Source organism: Candidatus Omnitrophota bacterium (assembly GCA_028717245.1).
GTDB lineage: Bacteria > Omnitrophota > Gorgyraeia > Gygaellales > Profunditerraquicolaceae > JAGUYA01.
The window spans coordinates 34,529-53,626 of record JAQUOD010000008.1 but is presented as its reverse complement, the minus strand read 5'-3'; the positions used below and the strand labels follow the sequence as shown (position 1 = coordinate 53,626).

The window sequence follows — 19,098 nt, the reverse complement described above, 5'->3', positions numbered from 1 at the left end:
CCGCTATAGCTACACTCTGCCCCGCCTTTTGTCGTTTTTTGTCTCTAATACCGGGGTAAAGCTGGTCTCTAAGGAAACAACTTAAAATGCACCGCGCCCTGGGGGGCGCTCCCGTATCTTGCGATTCACCGCTCCCCCTCGCTTAGGGCTCGGGGTCGCTGGGCGCTCGCTGGGCCGCTCGCTTCTTGCTAATGCAATGCGTGTGCGGCGTGGCTCGCCGCTACAACAATAAAAAAATACACGGTCGCGGCGTGCGTCCTCGCTTGAAGCTCTCTTTACATCTTAAAAACAAAATTTTTTAGGAAAGAACGGGCTCGGCCGTAGCGCCTTAAGCTACGCTAAAAACTACAAGGACGGCGCTTTGCCCCGCCTCTTGCGTTCGGTGCTTCAAAGAACTGCTTTGGCGGGGCGCGGCCCCCACCCCGCGCCCCGCCTAGCGCTATCTTTTCAAAAAACTGGCGAAATTTTTAGAGGGAGAAAAGCCGTTTCTGTTTATGATAATGTTACTCCGATTCTGTAGACTTAAATATAACATAAGTATACAATATTGTCAATAAAAGGAGGGGTTACCATGTCTGTAATTTTAGAGCAATTTGGCGCTAAAGTTCGCAAATATCGCATAAAGAAAAAGCTCTCTCAAGAAAAGCTTGCCGAGATAGCTGATTTACACCGTACTTATATTGGGCAGGTTGAAAGTGGTAAAAGAAATATTGCTTTAAAGAATATTGAAAAACTTGCTAAAGCTTTAAACGTTGATATAAGGGAGTTGTTTAAGTAACGATGTCTATTCGGGCATATTGTAGAATTCCACCCGGTTTACGTAGCGGAAAGAAATTACCAGAAGGAAGTTGCCCTCAACTTATGGCTGATTTATTTAAAGAGCTGAGGGGGGCAAAGGAAATTCATATCGCCGCATATTTATTTAACAACCCTGCCTATTTCAGTTTTTTGGAACAATTAGCCTCTTTAGGATGCAAGATCAAGATTACTTCGCTTCCTTTATCTGGGTATAACAATAAGAAAGTTAGCGTAAATGGACGAAGAGGAAAAGTTTCCCCTCGGCATATTGCAAAGCAAATTTATAATAAAATTAGTTCAACAAGAAATATGTCCTTGTATATTTTCCCTCACCTGTATGCTTGGTATGGGGCATTGTATGCTGATGGGGGAGCTTCTTTCAGTTTTCATGTTAAGGCGATTCTCGCTAGTTATAAAAATGATAGAACCAAATGCATCCTATCTTCTGGCAATTTCATGTTTGGTGATCCGCAGCATAGCGAGAATTTGATCGTACTTGAAAGTATGCCAAAAGTCGAAGCCGCCTTTAGGGATTTTTTTAAAGACCTCGAAAAATACTCAGTCCCGTATAATATTTTTTTGAAAGAATTCAATACTTCAAGAAAGGAATTCTTATTTTCGTGTGCTGGTAGGGAAATCCACAAAAATAAAGTATTCAATAACTGCCTTTTTACAGCGCCATTTTATTATTATGATGAAGATGGCAGCAATCACTATGTCCTAAAACGGATCATAAATCTTATTAAGAAAGCAAAAACGAGGATTTGGGTATGTGCTCAGCATTTTCATGACCTTTCCTCTTTTGATCCTAATGCAAGCTCAGTAATTAATGCAATTTATACAAAATTTTGCAGTTCTCCTGCCATAGAATTTCGGTTTCTAAAACAGGTGCCTCACACCAGCTTGGCTGATAAGCGGCGCGCAGCAATAGCGGAAACGATTTTTCAGTATGTAATGCATGCCGGACAGAAGTATAACAATTTGGCACACGATAAGTTTATGATTATAGACAATACGCTTTTAATTTCTACTGCCAATTATACTTCTACCCAGTTCGCTTTTGGTCTCAGGAAAATGGAGATGGGAAAGGGCAAAGGGAAGATAGTAAAAAATGACAATTTCTCGGAAGTAAATTGTTTTGTTATCTTTCCCAATTGCCCGCGACATATTCTTAATCAATATATCGAACATTTTAATTATCTGTGGGATAACGGCGAAGAAATTAAGATTGAATTATAAGATGCAATTAGAAAATATTTCTGATAGGAACGGTAGAGCGTTAGAATATAAGATTATTGACTACCTAATTAGTGGGCAGTCAAAGTTTAAGGTTGTATTAAGTCAACAAGCTAAATCTGATCAACTAAGGGATATTTCTAAGTACGAAAGTCTGCCTATTGAGCTAAAAAGCAATTATTCAAAAACCGCAGTTATGATACATAATTGGTTGCTGAATTTGATAAGCTGTAAAGAAATCTTTGTTGACAAAAATACAGACGAGAGTGGGAAAAAAGGCGACGTAACAGATATTAGTATTGTTTTTGGTGATAAAACAATAAATTTGTCTGTAAAGCACAATCATTCGGCGCTTAAACATCAACGTCCGCCCACTACAGCAATATGGTGTGGATACAATAAAAAATCAAAAGAAGACTTGGAGTTTCGAAAAGCATATAATGATATTGTAGATCGGTTTCTTTTTGATAGTAAAGTTGCAATGCCACTGGCTAGAAACTTTAGAGATCTCGTTACTATAACTGGCGATTACATAAAGGATAATCTTTATTATCCTGTATGTAAGGTCATTACCGAGGCTATTAATAAATTATGTGTTGATAGAAGCCATGCTCAGTATTTGTTTAATTTCTTAGTGGGGTCAACTGGTTTCTATAAGGTAATCGACTTGGTCGATAAAGTATTGATTCTGGATTTTACTAAGATGCCTAAAGCCGAAAGCGTTCAGGCGGCTTTAGAAGGCAAAAGCTATATCTATCTAACTTTTTCTAATGGCTGGAAACTGTCTATGAGGCTGCATACAGCTGCTTCTAAGCTAGGTAAAAGCCTCAAATTTGATACTCAAGCGATAGAATTGCCCGATCTAGAAAAGCAGGTATTAGAAAAATAAAAAATTGTTGTTAGATTCTTGCATTCCTTGCGTCTATTATATTGGGAAGAGAAAAACAGTTTACCCAATAAAGGAGGCAAGAAATGCATAAATATTGAACTTGGTGGTTTTACGAGTTATAATATGGTTTATAAGTTTAAAGTTTCTGCTGAGCGTTCTGATTTAATGCGGAAAATCAGAAGCGATAAGACTACCCCCGAAATTCTACTTCAAAAAGCGCTTCGTAAAGAAAAGATTAAGTTTAGAAAAAACTGTGTTAATGTAATCGGTAAGCCGGATATAGCGCTTATTGATAGAAAAATAGCCATATTTGTTGATGGCGAATTTTGGCATGGTTACAGGTGGAAACAAAAAAAGAAGAAAATAAAAGATAATAGGGATTATTGGATACCGAAAATTGAAAGAAATGTTGCTAGGGATAAGAAGAATAATAAGGAATTAAGAAAGTCTGGCTGGCAAGTTATAAGATTTTGGCAACAACAACTAATAAAGGACATACCGAAATGTATACAAAAAATCAAGAGAAGCTTAAAATAGTGTCGCTCTTTAGCGGTTGCGGAGGTTTGGATTTGGGGTTTGAAAAGGCGGGATTCGAGATTATTTGGTCAAACGAGTTTGACAAGTCTATTTGGGAAACAATGACCTTAAATTTTCCTCATACGCCCCTAGACAAAAGAAGCATTGTTGATATTCCATCTAAGGAAATCCCAGATGGATGCGATGGGATTATTGGCGGTCCTCCTTGTCAGGCATGGAGCGAAGCAGGAGCTTGCCGGGGAATAAAAGACCATAGAGGGCAAGTATTTTTTGAATATATTAGAGTCTTAAAGGACAAACGACCTTTATTTTTTCTAGCAGAAAATGTATCTGGAATTTTAGCAAATATTCATAAGGAAGCGTTTGAGAAGATTTTAAGCGAGTTTTCTTCAGCTGGATACAATGTTTCTTATAAGTTGCTGAATGCTGGCAATTATAATGTTCCGCAAGACAGGGAAAGAGTTATTATAGTTGGGTACCACAAGAAAATGGGAATGTCTTATGAATTTCCGGAAGGTTCTAAAAGATTTGTAAGCTTGCGCGATGCCATTGGCGATTTAAAAGAGCCCAAGCCAGCACTAAAATATAACAAAACGAATGGCGATAACCTTGAGATTCCTAATCATGAGTATATGATTGGAAATTTTTCAACGATTTATATGTCTAGAAATAGGGTAAGAAGTTGGGATGAGCGGTCATTTACGATCCAGGCGGGAGGGAGGCACGCTCCAATTCATCCGAAAGCGCCCAAAATGAAGTTTATTGAACAAAATAAAAGAGAGTTTATAAAAGGTAAAGAACATTTATATAGGCGATTATCGGTAAGAGAATGCGCGAGGATCCAAACTTTCCCGGACAGTTTTGTTTTTAAATATACTGATATCGCGGACGGTTATAAAATGGTAGGAAATGCTGTTCCAGTTGAATTTGCTAGTATCCTTGCGGCTAAGATTATGCTTGATTTAAAGGAGCATAAAAATAAATTTAAATTAATAAAAAATGAACGAGTTCCTATTCGTAAGATTAAACATAAAACAGGAACAGAAATAATCTTCGATGACTATATATATAATAGACCTTCAAAAGAGTTAAGTATTAAGCTTTGATCATAAACGGGTAAAGTTATAAATTAGAAGGGAGAATGTATATGGCAGACAAAGTAAAAATTAATTTTGGTGGGGAAGAAGTAGAAGCTACTCCAATTGATATCAATCAAACAAATGAATATTGGAATCAGTATTTACTAGATGACGGCACTGTTATAAAAATGAAGCTCGTAGCAACTAAAGTGCTTCGACTAGACAATAAGTATGATAACGAAAGGAACCCGCTATATTTTATACAATCAACAAATGTTACATCTGTTAATGCGCCCGATAATTTGAAAAAGAAAGCTTAATAGGAAAATAGAAACGTTGTCCTCCAATCTTTAAGTTTACAATGATGAATACAGTGTTATAATATCAAAAATCAAATAAAATTTGTGGTTTTATTGATTACAAAAAGTTAATTAAGAATGGAAATTAGTAATTGGTGTCATTGTATCGGCGAGATTCTTAATCCCAGGAGGCGAGAGGTCAGGGAAAAGGGTTAATTAAATAAAGAGAGAAGCTGTCAAGGCAAAAGCTAAAGATTCGAAATAGCCAAAGGAAAAAAGGAGATACCTATGTCGATAAATGAAGTTTTTCCTAATCCTACCGTCAAGCAGGTTATTTTCCAAATTAAATTTCCCAATTTATTTTCTATCGAAAATAAAATAGGAGATTTCCAGGCAAAAATCATAAATGAATTTCCGGAATCTTCATTGGTGTTTCGGAAACAAATTGTTTTTGCCGATATCGGACCTGAAGGGAAAATCGAACAGTTACCGGGTGGACCTTCAGAAGGACAAAAAATTTGGCAGTTTAAGTCAGAAAAAAAGATTATTTTGAATGTTCTCACCAGTTCTTTGGATTTAACTTCCAACTACCATAAAACATACAACAACAAGGATGCGACATTACGATTTCGGGATACCATAAAGCTCGTGTTAGATAATTTCTTTTCTATAGTGAAATTGCCCATAATACAAAGAATAGGTTTGAGGTATATTGATGAATGCCCTGTTCCGGCGCGGACAACAGCCACTTTTAAGGAATGGTATAATACGGTATTCCCTTTTGAACGTTTTAGTATTGAGGAAACTATGGAAACAAATTATGTTACTCTGGTTAAAAGAAATGGATATTTTGTCCGATACCTTGAATCGTTTAATGCCGAACAAAATAAATATATTCTCGATTTTGATAGCTATGCACAAAACATCAAACCAGAAGACTCATTGGGTGTAGTGGATAAATTGCACGAGCTTATTTCTGCTGAATTCGAAAAAACAATAAAAGCTCCAGTTATTGAATACATGAAAAAAGATTTAAAGAAAGAGGAGGCTAAGTAGACTATGGATAATTTAATAAGTAATGTTTCATGTCCAGGAACAGGTGATAGCAACTTAACACAAGAATCTAGAACCATTGTTTATCCATTCGAAAGATTTAACATTACTGTAAAAGTTAGCCCTTCGAATGAATTTGTGGGTATTACTGAAGTAGAAATAAACAAAGACTTCATGTCATACAAACAAAAAAATGCCCAACAAGGTTATCATGATGTTGAGCAGTTTTATAAGGAATAGTAGTCAATATGTTTTATGCTGAAACTCCAGATAATAGTCAATTGCGGTTTGGTGATGTGGTAAAGGGTTTTATTTTAGCTGCATCCGCAATCGAGAAGCCAATGGTAATGGACGAAGAGCATAATTATAAAGTTGATATAAATTTTCCTAATTTATGTGTAGTTTTGTCTCCTTGTTGTACTATAAGCCAAAAAACTAAAAATGATGGAATTATTGCGATATCGCCTTTAAAACCTATAAGAGTAGATTTTTTTGATAACCCATATTTTAAAGAAGACTTGATGCGTATAAATAAAATGATGGAACCGGAACAAAGTTTAGCCCCAGATATTTGGACAAAATTACCTCCCGAAGAACAAGAAAAAAGGAAAGCTATAGGTATTTCATATGCTCTATTAGAATTATTTGTGTATCAAGAACACGAGTATTTTCCTGAATATATCATCACTAATGCTAAACGGGAAAATTCTAAAACTAGGTTTTTTATGATAGATTTTAGAGATAATTTTAAAGTTAACTGCGAAGCCCTAAAAGGAGATAAAGGGACATTATCAGATATCAAACTTCTTCAATTATCGGCGAATGCGAGAAAAGAACTTCGCGATAAAATAGCTGATTTTTATGGGAGAACGCCTAACGAAGATAAAGTTTTGCTGGTAGAGTAAAATTTTAAGAAGAAAAGGGGACGTTTCTATTTTTTATAATCTCAAGCATATAGAATCTGCTTGGGATTTTTATTTTGAAGAGGTATAATAATTAAGTAAAAAGGGGATGCTTCTAATTTCCTCCCTCTAAAAATTTCGCCAGTTTTTTGAAAAGATAGCGCTAGGCGGGGCGCGGGGTGGGGGCCGCGCCCCGCCAAAGCAGTTCTTTGAAGCACCGAACGCAAGAGGCGGGGCAAAGCGCCGTCCTTGTAGTTTTTAGCGTAGCTTAAGGCGCTACGGCCGAGCCCGTTCTTTCCTAAAAAATTTTGTTTTTAAGATGTAAAGAGAGCTTCAAGCGAGGACGCACGCCGCGACCGTGTATTTTTTTATTGTTGTAGCGGCGAGCCACGCCGCACACGCATTGCATTAGCAAGAAGCGAGCGGCCCAGCGAGCGCCCAGCGACCCCGAGCCCTAAGCGAGGGGGAGCGGTGAATCGCAAGATACGGGAGCGCCCCCCAGGGCGCGGTGCATTTTAAGTTGTTTCCTTAGAGACCAGCTTTACCCGGGTATTAGATACAAAAACGACAAAAGGCGGGGCAGAGTGTAGCTATAGCGGGAGAGGTTGTTTCCGGGAAAAGGTTTGTTTGTCCCTCGGCTGCGCTCGGGACTCCCTTCGGTCGCAAGGGCGCGGTGCATTTAAGCTGTTTCCTTAGAGACTAAGTTTTACCCCGGTATTATAAACAGAACGATAAGAGGCGAGGAAGAGCGTAGATATAGCGGGAGAGGTTCTTTTCTAATTTAGCGCGCTTGTTTCTCAATTTTATCCGTCAGATAACTATTCAACAAATTTTGCCTGAATCCGCTTACCAGTTTGAAATGGAGTGAAAAATATGAAAAAGAAATTTTTGGTGTTGGGTGCTATTACATTTATCAGTTCTTTATTTTTTATCCAATTGTTTCAAGCAAAAGCCGAGGAAACCAAAACCTTATCAACAACGCAGGCAAAGGTTCCGGAAATGCTGGTTAATGCCGCTGAAAACAATATTTTCATAGGCAAAGTTGTGAAGGGCGGAGTCACTTTTAGCTTGCGCTGTCCTTATAGGTTTGTAATTGTTACTGATAATGGCGAGAGGAAAGATATTTGGGTGCCAAGAGACGGTCTACGTATTACTGATGTTAACGGTAAGTCAGTATACGGCGCACCACCGAGAAAAGGTAGAAAGATGGAGATCAAATATTTGATCGGTGACAACGGCCAATATGAAGCCGCCTCGATGCGTTATGTTCCTTTGGATTATGTTCCGCAGCCAGCAGCTTTAACAACGCCGGCAAACGCGGCTGCCGAAACAACGCAGCTAGCTCAAGAAAGTGCAGGTCAGACAGGGGATACCTTTACAGGCAGGGTCGAATCAGTCAAAAAGATGTTACCAAGGCCTCCCTATTGGAGGCTTGCGCTATTAACGGCTGTTGCCGACAGCGGCGAAATGAGGAGTATAGACATAGTAAGTGATACTGCTGTTCGTGATGCTTCCGGAAAAGATATGGGTAAAGGCAGGGGCGCTTGGCATCTTAAAAACGGCGGGCGTATAGAGGTAAAATATTCACCCTCGGCAAATAACGGCCATGATAAGGCTGTTTCGATTCATTGCCTCGACTAATTTGCTAATAAAATGCGGTTTTCCGCCATAAATTTGAAATCAGAAGGGCTTTGGCTTTCCGCCCCCTAAAAATTACGGCAGTTTTTGAAAAGATAGCGCTAGGCGGGGCGCGGGGTGGGGGCCGCGCCACGCCCAAACAGTTGGTTTTGAAGCACTGAACACAAGGCGCCCCGGTATAAATGAATGCCGGGTGTTCCGCTTCTTGCGGGAAGGCGGGGCATCCCGCGAACCTGGATTTCTCTTGCTGTGGAGCAGGAGCGGTCGAGCCCGTTCTTTCCTAACTTCGTACTTGTTTCACAATATTTTCTCATGGTTTCCGGCCCTCACAAAAGGTAAAAAAGTTAGAAATTCCTACTTGACATACTTTCCTACTTATGGTATACTCCTTGTGGAGGTGAAAAGATGACTATTACAAAGCTTAAAGCAAAAAATCAGATAACTATTCCTAGCGTAATTGTGAAGAGACTGCATCTGAAGCTAGATGAGCTGTTTGCCGTGGATGTAGAAGGTAATTTTATCAAGCTTATCCCCGTTAAGGTTGAGCCACGCTATACTGCACAAGAACTGAAAGCCATTGACCGTATCGTTGAAAACGAAAAGGGCAAGGCAAAGGTTCTGAAGCCGGGAAAAGAGTTCTCTCGTTACATTAAGAAAATAACCAAATGAAGAGAATCTTAATTCTGCCTTCTTTTGAGCGCTCTGTTAAGAAACTCACCCGCCAAGATAAAGATAATCTCGCAGAAAGCTTAGAGGTTTTTAACTCGTTTCTCCTAACAGGTGAGTTGCCTGCGGGATTCGGTTTCAAGAAGATTAACCACGATAAATACGAGTTTCGCGTTGATATAAGGTTGCGAGTAGTCGTCAAGGTTGACGGCGAAGATTATTATTTAGTGTTAGCCGGAAACCATGACGATGTAAAAAGATATCTGTGTCGATACAGGTCGTAGCGAGGACGCAAAGCCACGCCGCACACGCATTGCATTACCACGAAGCGAGCGGCCCAGCGAGCGCCATTGCACGCGAGATGTGGGAGCGCCCTCCTTCGGCTCGCGATGCTCGCTCAGGACTTCCTCGCACTTCGTGCTCGGTCGCCCAGGGCGCGGTGCATTTTAAGTTGTTTCATTAGAGACGAGCACGCCCGCCCCATAAGATTAAACAATAACCATTTAAAAGGTTTCATGGGCAAATTTTACCAGACGGATTAAGTTTTTTCTTAATGGACTAGTGCGCCGCGTGTCCGTACAAAATTAACTTGACAGATTGCTTAGATGGGTATAAAGTAAGTTCAATAATTAGAGTTGTCCCGTGTTTGAAGGGGGAAACCCGGACGTTAAAAAAGTAAAACCTTCGCTAGGAGCGATTATGCTTAAGCGAGGGTTTTTTGTTTATGGAGGTGAAAATGGTTAAAATAAATAAGAACATTGTTCCGCAGAAAGGCGAAATTGTTATTTATCAGACTAAAGATAAGAAGGTTAAGCTTGAAGTAACGCTCGAGCTTGAAACGGTATGGCTGACCCAGCAGCAGATAGCGAAATTGTTTGGAACCCAGAGGCCGGCCATAACAAAACATTTGCATAACATATTTAAGAGCAAAGAATTACAGGAAAATTCAGTATGTTCCATTTTGGAACATACTGCTTCTGACGGGAAGAAATACCGCACCAATTTTTATAACCTTGATGCTATTATTTCTGTCGGCTACCGGGTAAATTCAAGCCGGGCAACGCAGTTTCGAATTTGGGCAACCAATGTATTAAGAATGCATCTCATTGATGGGTACACGTTGAATGAACAGCGCTTAAAGCAGGTAGCGCATAAGTTGCAAGCTTTGCAGCGCGCTATAAAACTTATCGGTAGTATAAAAGACAAGAAGCAGCTTGAGTATAAAGAGGTACTCGGGCTTCTTGAGGTTATAAGCGATTATAATTATGCCTTGAGGCTTTTAGATGCCTATGACAATAAGAAAATAAAGGTCACGGATACCTCAAAAGAAGAAAGGTTTAAGCTCACCTATGAAGAAGCAATTAAGACATTAGCAAAATTAAAAATCCGGCTGGGAGGTTCTGGTCTGTTCGGCGCGGAAAGGGATAAATCTTTTAAAAGTTCTATAGCTACGATTTACCAGACGTTCGGCGGTAAAGACCTTTATCCTAGCGTAGAGGAGAAAGCGGCAAATCTTTTATATTTCATAGTGAAGAACCATTCTTTTGTCGATGGGAATAAGCGTATTGCCGCGGCAATCTTTCTTTGGTTTTTAGAAAGAAATGAGCTTTTATATAAAGAGGACGGTACTAAGCGCATAGCAGATAATGCTTTAGTAGCCCTTACCCTGATGATTGCCGAAAGCGACCCGTTAGAGCGGGATATAATTGTGAATTTAGCGGCGAATTTAATAAATAAAAACAATTGAAACTCTCGCTGGTTAAACTGTGACTGGCGAGGATTTTTGTGTTTTAAGGGATAAATAGGTTTGTAATGACCTAAAACGAAAGGGGGTTCAATCAGAAATACGTCATTACGGCCAATAAATTTTATTTCATAAAACAGTCTGAAGGCAGGAGGCATACCATGGAAGGCGGGAGAATATTAAGGAACTCCCAGATAATCATTCTGGGCATCTGTATTGCAGTAGCAACGATTGTTTCAAGCATGATTCTTTCAAAAGGGTTTTTAAAGATTACTAAGTTTATCAGAGAACAGATTACCGTCACTGGTTCGGCGCAAAAGGAGATTAAAAGCGATTACATTGTCTGGAGGGGGACATTCTCTACCCGGCAGGCAGATCTAAAGACAGGCTATAAGAAGCTAAACGATGACCTTGAGGTGGTTAAAAAATATCTTACCGGGAAAGGGATTAATGAAAAAGAAATCGTGATTTCCCAGATTAGCACGAATAAGGTCTACAAGAAGAACGAAAAGGGCAATGATACCAATGAAATTCAATGGTATGTTTTGAGTCAGGCAGTTGAAGCGCGCTCTAAAGACGTAGGCAAGGTAGATAAAGTCTCCAGAGAATCCACGGAATTAATTGAAGAAAATATAGACTTTGAATCCCAGTCGCCGGAGTATTTCTATACCAAGCTTGATGAACTAAAAATAGAAATGCTGGCCAAAGCTACTGAGAATGCAAAACTCAGGGCAGAAAATATGGTCAAAGCCACCGGCAATAAGATTGGCTCAATCCGCTCGGCGCGGATGGGTGTATTCCAGATTACCCCGATTACCTCTACTGATGTTTCTGATTGGGGAGTTAATGATACGAGTTCCCTTGAGAAGAAAGTGATGGCAGTGGTATCTGCTAGCTTCGCGATCGAATAATCTAAGTGCAAATAAGCGTTAGGATTTCAAAACGAAAGCTCAATGTATTTTTCGGTAAGGAGTTGATTAAAAGCTACTCAATTTCTACTTCTAAATACGGAATCGGCAACAAAGTCGGAAGCAATAAGACTCCGTTGGGTCTGCATCAAATAGTGAGTAAAATCGGCAAGAACGCTTTATCGGGCACGATTTTTAAGCGGCGCAGGAATACCGGAAAGATCGCCCGCAGCCGTAACGGCGGGGATTTCATTACAACGCGAATACTACGCCTTGCAGGGCTTGAGAAAGGCATCAATAAAGGCAAGGGTATAGATTCATTTGAGAGGGGCATCTATATTCATGGAACACCTGAAGAAAATTTAATCGGTAGGCCCGCATCTCATGGCTGTATAAGGATGAAAAATCGTGATATAATTGAATTGTTCGATTTGGTAAAAAGAAGCACTATAGTTAAAATAGCTAAATAGTACCAGACTAGTTTTTCCTCCCCCTAAAAATTTCGGCAGTTTTTTAGGCTACATTTTTAATTTTATGCTATAATATTTACATGTTACTAATCGTCCGTGACAAAATAGATCAGGAAACCCTAAAGAAGATAGCCGAAGATCTGAAGGGTTATGTAAAGATTGTAGTTGATGTCCGGCGTAAAGTCTTAGCTGCAGGTGGAGAAAAGCATGTAGATGGCGAACGCCTACTATTAGAGGACGGTAGCCGGCAAGAAGATCTTTGGGGAGCCGGCTTAGATTTAGAAACTGGCGAGATGGATTTTGATTCTGTAATTAATCTAAGGCCTGCGCAGAATAGAAGCCGTGAGATTTTGGATGAGGAAATACGTAAAAAAGCTGCAGCGTTAATTGAATCTTTATTGAAGGATTAATTGAATGGATGCGAGGGAGATAGTTTTAAATATTGCGGTAAATTTAGGGCGATTATGCCGCTTCGCCATGGAAGGCCGCAAGGAACGAGTTGAACAGTTCTTGGCCCAGACCGAAGATTATCTAAAGGCCTTGGAATCCACCCCAAAATCAAACCGTTTCCTACCCACCTATGAATGGTTTAAGAATGACTTTGAGCGTCTTTCTCACGATGTCCATATGGATACTGATTGGGCTGAATCTATGCTTACTTGGGCGAACATCCTAACCCATCGAGCTTCTTTGACATAACAAAATATCGGAAAATTAAAAATGTAGTGTAGCGCTAGCGCGGGGCATTTATAGATGTTTTTCAAACAAGGTAAGTTATGAGGTTATTCCTATGAAGAACATATATTGTTTCTTATTATTAGTAATGTTCCTGTCTGGCTGCGCCACAAAAATGGCTTATCTGAACACGCAAAAGCCGCCTGAAGAGTTCAAAAAGGATAAAACCGATTGCCAGGCAGTAGTTGATTCCTCTGATTCTAAAGACGCTGGTTTAAAACAGAAGAAATTCAACCAGTGTATGAAGGATAAAGGGTATAATGTTGTTTCGGAAGATAAAGCCGAGAAGATTCAAGGGTTCAAGGGGCTATGGATAAGGCCGGGAGCAGATTTTAAGATTTATGAAGCAATTTTTATCGATAAAGTAGACTTAAGCCGGGCAAAAGTAAAAAATACCAAGATTCCTGATACCAAAATAGCTGATGAGGATATAAATAATCTGGGCGAAGAGATGTTAGAGCGTTTCTCCAAGACTCTGGGTTTTGTAATGTCGGTTATTCCGAACAGAGAAGAGGCAGCAGGCAAAAAGGTACTTTATATCAGTTTAAAATTGAATGATATTTCCCAGACTAATGTCGGCTTTAACACAGCGTTAGAGGCAGCGGGCCACTTTTCGCCCGTGCCTTTACCGGAGGGCCCGGAAGGTACATTTTCTTTTGAAGGGATAATTTCCGATTTCTCTACCCAGGAAAGATTAATCACTATCTCGGATGAAGTCAAAGCAGATAAAAATTCTTCTCTGGCTGGCCTTGAGAAGTTTGAGCATTGGAAGAAAGCCTATAATATTATGGATTATTGGGCAGACCGCTTGACGGCATTACTTGCCAAGGAACGCGGCCAGAAATACAAATCACGGCTGGGATTTAAATTAATTGATTTCTAACGAGTGAAAAATTGCGGCAGTTTTTTGACGCACTGCCTGAGAGTTTACAAATAAGAGAATGATCCTGAGATTCCATGTTGTTTAGCGGCTTCCCCTAAAATTACCAGCAAATTTTATTTTTATATTTTCCCGATTACTAATGCCGCATTTTTTCCGCCAAAACCAAAAGAGTTTTTTAGGATTATTTTTGGATTAGCGGTGATGGCTTTATTGGGAACGTAGTTTAAGTCGCATTCGGGGTCTGGGGCCTCCTGGTTGATTGTCGGATGAATAATGCCTTTTTCCAGCGCAAGTAGAGCAGCGCAAATTTCTAATGCCCCTGCGGCAGCGATGGTATGCCCAATCATTGATTTTGTGGAAGAAACCGGAATTTCTTTAGCCCTATCGCCGAATATCCTTTTAACGACCATAGTCTCGATTTTATCGTTCAGCGGGGTTGAGGTACCGTGGGCATTGATATAATCAATATCTTGCGGTTCGATCCCGGCATCAGAAATAGCCGAACGTAAAGCCCTTTCTGCCTGAAGCCCATGCGGGTCAGGGTTGGTAATATGGTATGCATCGCAGGTAGAACTTGCGCCAAGTATTTCTCCATAAATATGCGCCCCTCGTCTTAAGGCATACTCTAATTCTTCTAAAATTAATACACCGGCGCCCTCGCTTAAAATAAAACCGTCTCTTAACCGGTCAAAAGGGCGCGAAGCCGCTTGGGGTGTATCATTTCTTTTGGATAGGGCTCTTAAAACACAAAAGGAACTAAATACCGGAGCAAAGAGCGGCGCATCGGCCCCGCCCACAATAATTGAATCTACGGCATCCTTTTGAATCAAATCCCGGGCAAGGCTAAGCGCATCCAAAGAAGATGAACACGCGGTAGATAAAGAAAAGCTGGGCCCCTGCAAACCGAATTCAAGAGAAATGCAGCTTGCCGCAGCATCCGGAAAAGAAGCAATGGCAGTAAAGGTATTAATTTTCATCGGGCCTTTAGCGCGGTAAACATTTTCATATTCCTCCAAGGTAAAACCCTTGCCAGCCATAGTAGTTGCAATAGTCACGCCTATTCTTTCCAGGTTACAAGCAGCGAGGTCTATCCGGGAATCTGTAAAAGCAAGCCTGGCTGCCGCCATGGCCAGATGCGTGGTACGGTCCATTCTCCGGGCCTTTTTGTACTCAATAAATTGGGAGATATCCAAATCAACTTCTCCGGCAATCTGGGTGGGAAATGGGGCAGGGTCAAAGCGGGTGATCCTTCTGATCCCGGATTTACCTTTGATCAGTGCAGCCCAAAAATTTTCTTTTCCTATGGTATTGGGCGCTACTATTCCCAGGCCAGTAATCACTACGCGGCGCTTCGGCATTTATAGATGATAAGGCTTACAGGATTCTTTTTCTAAAACAGAGCGTGCTAAATCCTTGAGTTTAACGAAGTCTGCTGGCTGATAACCGGTTGTTTCTATCGGAGGGAGGATCTTTAATTTAGCGGAAGTTTTGGTAGTAAATATCCAGCTGCCCCTGGGTATGGCTGTGCCGGTTCCTTCAAACAATACTGGTAATATCGGCACCCGTTCTTTTATCGCCAGCTTAAACGCGCCGTTACGGAAATCGCCCATCTCGGCTGTTTCGCTTCGTGTCCCTTCCGGAAAGAAAAGTATTGATACGCCGCTACGTAACCAATGGCCTGCTTCCCGGTAAACTTTCCTTATACTGCTTAGATTGTCTCTCTGGAGCTTTATGTGTTTGGCCAGTGCCATTGACCATCCGACAAAAGGTATTTTAAATAAACTTTCTTTAGCGACCCATTTGAATTGCATTTTTATCTGATAGGCGAGCACGATATCGGCCAGGCTCTGGTGGTTGGCTATTATTACATAGGTGCGTTTTTTATCGATATTGTTTAGGCCGCTTATTTCAATCTTCCAATAAGGGTTGAGCGCGATTACCGCATCTGACCACCAGAAGCACTGCATATGCGTAAAGGCGCGTTTTTTGTCAAACGGATAAAGGAGGGCAGTACATAATAACATTGCCAAGTACAAGGCAATGGTAAGTATGGATCCCACTGTCCAGATGATTATTGATAAAATATTTTTTTTCACAAGGTATATCATAAATTATAATGGGCAGATTGTCAAGAAATGACCTGATACCCGATAAAACCCCCTTGACCGAAGCCCTCCAGAGCAGTAAAATAAGAGTCTACAGAGAGGTAGCGGGATGAAGTTTAAGTAGCAAAAATTCCTAAGGCAACTCCCTAAAAGAAATGGGGTTGCCTTTTAAATAGAAACGTCCCTAATTTTACTAATTTCATGATAGGGGGGGGATAGAATGCAGAAGAAAATCATGATTATAATTCTGGCAGTTATTTTGCTCTTTGTATTTTGTTGGGTCAGGGATTTTTGCATTAAATCCTTAATCGGCACCGTAGCCACTAGCGTTACCGGCGCCCCCACTCGCGTCGGCGGCCTTTCGCTGAGTATAATCAGACAGTCAATAAGAATATCTAATTTCAGGATGTATAACCCCAGGGGGTTTCCTAAGGATATCCTTGCGGATATTCCCAAGGTGCATGTGGTCTGTAATTTAGGAGCGCTCGCAACCGGCAAGATTCATCTTAAGCAGCTAGATTTAGACATTAAAGAGATAGGCATGGTAAAGAATAAAGAGGGTAAGCTCAACGTTGATTCCTTAAAAATAGCGCAGGATAAGTCCATAGAGGCACAGAAGAAACCGGCTAAACAACTAGCCATGCAAATAGATATTGTAAGCTTAGGGATGGGCAGGGTAGTAAGCAAAGATTACAGCGTGGAAGGCCAGCCCGTAGTTAAAGTTTATGATATTAATTTGAAGAAGGCTTATAAGAATATTACCAGCGCCCAGCAACTTTCCGCTTTGATTATATCAGAGCCGCTAAAGGCAGCGGGTATCCATGGCCTTAAGGTGTATGGGGTGACCATGCTTACGGGAGTAGCGGCTTTGCCGGTTGTGGCGGCGTTTACCTTTGCCGGTAAGGACTATGCCCAGGAAACCTTCGATGTTACAATAGAGAGGGCGTATTATGCCGGATTAGAAGCCATTAATATGGCAGGTAAGGTGAAGAAAGAAGACAAGGCCAATGGCATTATCAGCGCAGAGGTTAACGGCGCGGGGGTAATTCTTAAGTTAAAGAAGCTTTCGGAAAAATCCACCCAGGTTACTATTTCCGCGCGTAAATTCGGCCTTCCTCAGGATAAGATAGCCGCGGGAGTTATGTATCGATTGAGCGAGCAGCTGAAATAGAATTTTTTGCTTACGGCATAACGGCAGGGGGGTTTCTTTTTTGTTATTATTTAAAGGAGGAATTATGAATTTTATATTTATAGTCATCGCAATCGTTATAGTATTTATTATATGGCAGGCGCGGAAAATGAAAAGAGCGCAAGTGAGCCGCTTGTCAGAAGAAAAAAAAGAGAAGGAATCTCTTGAGACAGAAGGAAAAAAAGAGCTTCGGGCGGGGGAAAGGTTTATTGAAGAAGGAGAGGAAAGAAAACAAAGGGCAGAAGATGAAGAGACAGACCGTAAGACTAAAATAGAGAGGGATCTCAGGGAAACGGAATTAAGGCGTAAGATACAAGACAGGAAAAACCATGAGGCAGAAGAAGGGAAGCGTAAAATAGAAGAGGATAAATAATATGGCGCTGGACTTATCCAAGAAAAGATTTAGATTGAGGATTATTATTCCGGCTTATCCGGCGTTTAATATCTATTCTTACATCGCTCATAAAACCACGGCTTTAGGCCCGGTGTGTGTTGCCAGCGCTGCAAATGGGATGGGAGGCTGGGACGTAGAGGTCATTGATGAGAATAATCTTCGTAGATACGGCCCCAGGAGCGAATCAGGAGGAGCTGACCATGAATTTTTACAAAGACACAGGCCTGCGGATGTTGTCGGTTTCTATGGCGGGCTGACAAGCACTATCCCCAGGCTTTATGAAATAGCCCGTTTTTATAAAGATAAAGGGATTGTGACTATTGCCGGAGGGCAGCATTTTATTAAAGATAATATAACCGAGGCATTGAATTCCGGTATTGACTATGCGGTTATCGGCGAAGGAGAGGAAGTCATTAGAGAACTTCTGCGGGTTATAGAAGGAAAACTGGATGCGAATGAGGTAAAAGGCATAGCCTATTTAAAGAATGGGCAGGTTATATTTACTTCTAAAAGAGAACGCCTGAATGATTTTGAAAAGTTTCCCTTGCCGGACTTTTCCCTGGTGCGTTATGCTAAGATTAAAATTTATCCCGTTGAAAGGATACGGGGCTGCGGTATGGATTGCGAGTTTTGCACTGTAAAAGGAAAACCCCGGTATGCCCCGCCTGAAAGGCTCCTTGAACAGATCAGTTTTCTTCTGGAGACGCAGGATGCCAGGCATTTTTTTGTTGTCGATGACCTATTCGGGCAGCAGCGGGATGAAACCATAAGGTTCTGTCAAATGCTCGGAGATTATCAAAAAGATACAGGTAGGAGGCTGGATGTAACCGTCCAGATAAGACTGGATAAAGCTAAAGACCCCGAGCTTCTTTCTGCCATGCGCCAGGCGGGCATTAACACGGTGGCCATTGGTTTTGAGTCGCCTATCGAAGAAGAGCTAAGCGCGATGAACAAACATCTCAAACCCGAAGATATGCTGGCCATGATAAAGATATTTCACAAATTTGGATTTTTGGTGCATGGCATGTTCATCTTTGGTTATCCGATGAAAGAAGGCGTACATTTTAAAATGTCCGCTAAAGAACGGGAGAAGCGTTTTAAGAGTTTCATTAAAAAAGCTAAAATAGACACCGTGCAGATTTTGCTGGCAGGCCCTCTTCCGGGGACAGAATTAAGGCACAGGCTCGCTATGCAAAATAGGGTTTATCCGCTTGAGGATGTTGGTTGGGAATACTATGACGGTAATTTTCCGCTCTTTGAACCTGATGCGCCTATGACTGCCGAAGAAATGCAGCTTTCTATCAGGAAGCTCATGGGCAGATTTTACCAGTTTAAACATCTGTTTATGATAGTGTTAAATATATTTTCCTTTCCCGCCTTGATTTTCTTTTTGCATAATATCAAATCGGGCTGGAGAAAATGGTACCGGCCATGGCGCAATGATTTGATCCGTTTCGGCGGATGGATTATTATGAAAGGATGGACTTCGCAATTTAAAAGAGATAACTTTCTTGAAAGATTACAGAAGGCAAGAGAGCGCCTGAAAGTCAAAGGAGCGGTATAATATGAGGTG

Annotated in this window: 23 protein-coding genes; 21 read left to right on the top strand and 2 right to left on the bottom strand. The window is 40.9% G+C overall.

The features are described from left to right. Nucleotides 1–571 precede the first annotated feature (571 nt). The 18 genes from PHV44_05830 to PHV44_05745 all read left to right on the top strand — a co-directional run bounded on the left by PHV44_05830 (nt 572) and on the right by PHV44_05745 (nt 13,837). Entirely contained in the window at nt 572–778 is a 207-nt protein-coding gene (locus PHV44_05830) for a helix-turn-helix transcriptional regulator (protein ID MDD5592793.1), read from the top strand. An 83-nt stretch (nt 779–861) separates the two neighbouring features. Continuing rightward, nucleotides 862–2,037 carry a hypothetical protein gene (locus tag PHV44_05825; protein ID MDD5592792.1) on the top strand — a complete coding sequence of 392 codons (1,176 nt, stop codon included), beginning with the start codon at nt 862–864 and terminating at the stop codon, nt 2,035–2,037. 1 nt (nt 2,038) lies between these two features. Beyond that, a complete protein-coding gene (locus PHV44_05820) occupies nt 2,039–2,923 on the top strand; it encodes a HaeIII family restriction endonuclease (protein ID MDD5592791.1) in 885 nt (294 codons plus the stop codon). 123 nt (nt 2,924–3,046) lie between these two features. Further along, a complete protein-coding gene (locus PHV44_05815) occupies nt 3,047–3,460 on the top strand; it encodes a very short patch repair endonuclease (GenBank protein ID MDD5592790.1) in 414 nt (137 codons plus the stop codon). Continuing rightward, nucleotides 3,427–4,566, top strand: coding sequence for a DNA cytosine methyltransferase (locus tag PHV44_05810; protein MDD5592789.1), 1,140 nt, complete (start codon nt 3,427–3,429; stop codon nt 4,564–4,566). Before PHV44_05815 ends, PHV44_05810 begins: the two co-directional genes overlap by 34 nt. A gap of 41 nt (nt 4,567–4,607) precedes the next feature. After that, nucleotides 4,608–4,859 carry a hypothetical protein gene (locus tag PHV44_05805; protein MDD5592788.1) on the top strand — a complete coding sequence of 84 codons (252 nt, stop codon included), beginning with the start codon at nt 4,608–4,610 and terminating at the stop codon, nt 4,857–4,859. A gap of 267 nt (nt 4,860–5,126) precedes the next feature. After that, the gene (locus PHV44_05800) at nt 5,127–5,894 is read left to right on the top strand and encodes a TIGR04255 family protein (protein MDD5592787.1); all 768 of its coding nucleotides are present in this window, start codon (nt 5,127–5,129) and stop codon (nt 5,892–5,894) included. 3 nt (nt 5,895–5,897) lie between these two features. Beyond that, complete coding sequence (locus PHV44_05795; protein MDD5592786.1) at nt 5,898–6,131, top strand: hypothetical protein; 234 nt, start codon at nt 5,898–5,900, stop codon at nt 6,129–6,131. Nucleotides 6,132–6,139: 8 nt separating this feature from the next. After that, nucleotides 6,140–6,796, top strand: a complete 657-nt coding sequence (locus PHV44_05790; protein MDD5592785.1) for a hypothetical protein — start codon at nt 6,140–6,142, stop codon at nt 6,794–6,796. Between the two features lie 870 nt (nt 6,797–7,666). Next, nucleotides 7,667–8,434 (top strand): hypothetical protein, encoded by a 768-nt coding sequence (locus tag PHV44_05785; protein ID MDD5592784.1) that lies wholly within the window; start codon nt 7,667–7,669, stop codon nt 8,432–8,434. Nucleotides 8,435–8,836: 402 nt separating this feature from the next. Beyond that, nucleotides 8,837–9,100, top strand: coding sequence for an AbrB/MazE/SpoVT family DNA-binding domain-containing protein (locus PHV44_05780; protein ID MDD5592783.1), 264 nt, complete (start codon nt 8,837–8,839; stop codon nt 9,098–9,100). Then, nucleotides 9,097–9,381 (top strand): hypothetical protein, encoded by a 285-nt coding sequence (locus tag PHV44_05775; GenBank protein ID MDD5592782.1) that lies wholly within the window; start codon nt 9,097–9,099, stop codon nt 9,379–9,381. The genes PHV44_05780 and PHV44_05775 overlap by 4 nt, the downstream gene beginning before the upstream one ends. Before the next feature lie 452 nt (nt 9,382–9,833). Beyond that, entirely contained in the window at nt 9,834–10,844 is a 1,011-nt protein-coding gene (locus PHV44_05770; GenBank protein ID MDD5592781.1) for a virulence protein RhuM/Fic/DOC family protein, read from the top strand. A gap of 158 nt (nt 10,845–11,002) precedes the next feature. Continuing rightward, complete coding sequence (locus PHV44_05765) at nt 11,003–11,752, top strand: SIMPL domain-containing protein (GenBank protein MDD5592780.1); 750 nt, start codon at nt 11,003–11,005, stop codon at nt 11,750–11,752. 5 nt (nt 11,753–11,757) lie between these two features. Further along, nucleotides 11,758–12,219 carry a L,D-transpeptidase gene (locus tag PHV44_05760; GenBank protein ID MDD5592779.1) on the top strand — a complete coding sequence of 154 codons (462 nt, stop codon included), beginning with the start codon at nt 11,758–11,760 and terminating at the stop codon, nt 12,217–12,219. Nucleotides 12,220–12,299: 80 nt separating this feature from the next. Beyond that, nucleotides 12,300–12,629 (top strand): DUF5674 family protein, encoded by a 330-nt coding sequence (locus PHV44_05755; protein MDD5592778.1) that lies wholly within the window; start codon nt 12,300–12,302, stop codon nt 12,627–12,629. Nucleotides 12,630–12,633: 4 nt separating this feature from the next. Further along, complete coding sequence (locus tag PHV44_05750; protein ID MDD5592777.1) at nt 12,634–12,918, top strand: hypothetical protein; 285 nt, start codon at nt 12,634–12,636, stop codon at nt 12,916–12,918. Nucleotides 12,919–13,009: 91 nt separating this feature from the next. Next, a complete protein-coding gene (locus PHV44_05745) occupies nt 13,010–13,837 on the top strand; it encodes a DUF3313 family protein (GenBank protein ID MDD5592776.1) in 828 nt (275 codons plus the stop codon). A gap of 119 nt (nt 13,838–13,956) precedes the next feature. On the opposite strand, the gene fabF is transcribed toward PHV44_05745, so the two are convergent. Next, complete coding sequence (fabF, locus tag PHV44_05740; GenBank protein ID MDD5592775.1) at nt 13,957–15,195, bottom strand: beta-ketoacyl-ACP synthase II; 1,239 nt, start codon at nt 15,193–15,195, stop codon at nt 13,957–13,959. Beyond that, a complete protein-coding gene (locus PHV44_05735) occupies nt 15,196–15,933 on the bottom strand; it encodes a lysophospholipid acyltransferase family protein (GenBank protein ID MDD5592774.1) in 738 nt (245 codons plus the stop codon). It lies immediately after the preceding gene. A 229-nt stretch (nt 15,934–16,162) separates the two neighbouring features. On the opposite strand from PHV44_05735, the gene PHV44_05730 reads away from it, so the two are divergent. The 3 genes from PHV44_05730 (at nt 16,163) to PHV44_05720 (ending at nt 19,089) form a co-directional block, all read left to right on the top strand. Then, entirely contained in the window at nt 16,163–17,113 is a 951-nt protein-coding gene (locus PHV44_05730) for a hypothetical protein (GenBank protein ID MDD5592773.1), read from the top strand. A gap of 64 nt (nt 17,114–17,177) precedes the next feature. Next, entirely contained in the window at nt 17,178–17,504 is a 327-nt protein-coding gene (locus PHV44_05725) for a hypothetical protein (GenBank protein MDD5592772.1), read from the top strand. Between the two features lies 1 nt (nt 17,505). Further along, nucleotides 17,506–19,089 carry a radical SAM protein gene (locus tag PHV44_05720; protein MDD5592771.1) on the top strand — a complete coding sequence of 528 codons (1,584 nt, stop codon included), beginning with the start codon at nt 17,506–17,508 and terminating at the stop codon, nt 19,087–19,089. The last annotated feature ends 9 nt before the right edge of the window (nt 19,090–19,098 follow it).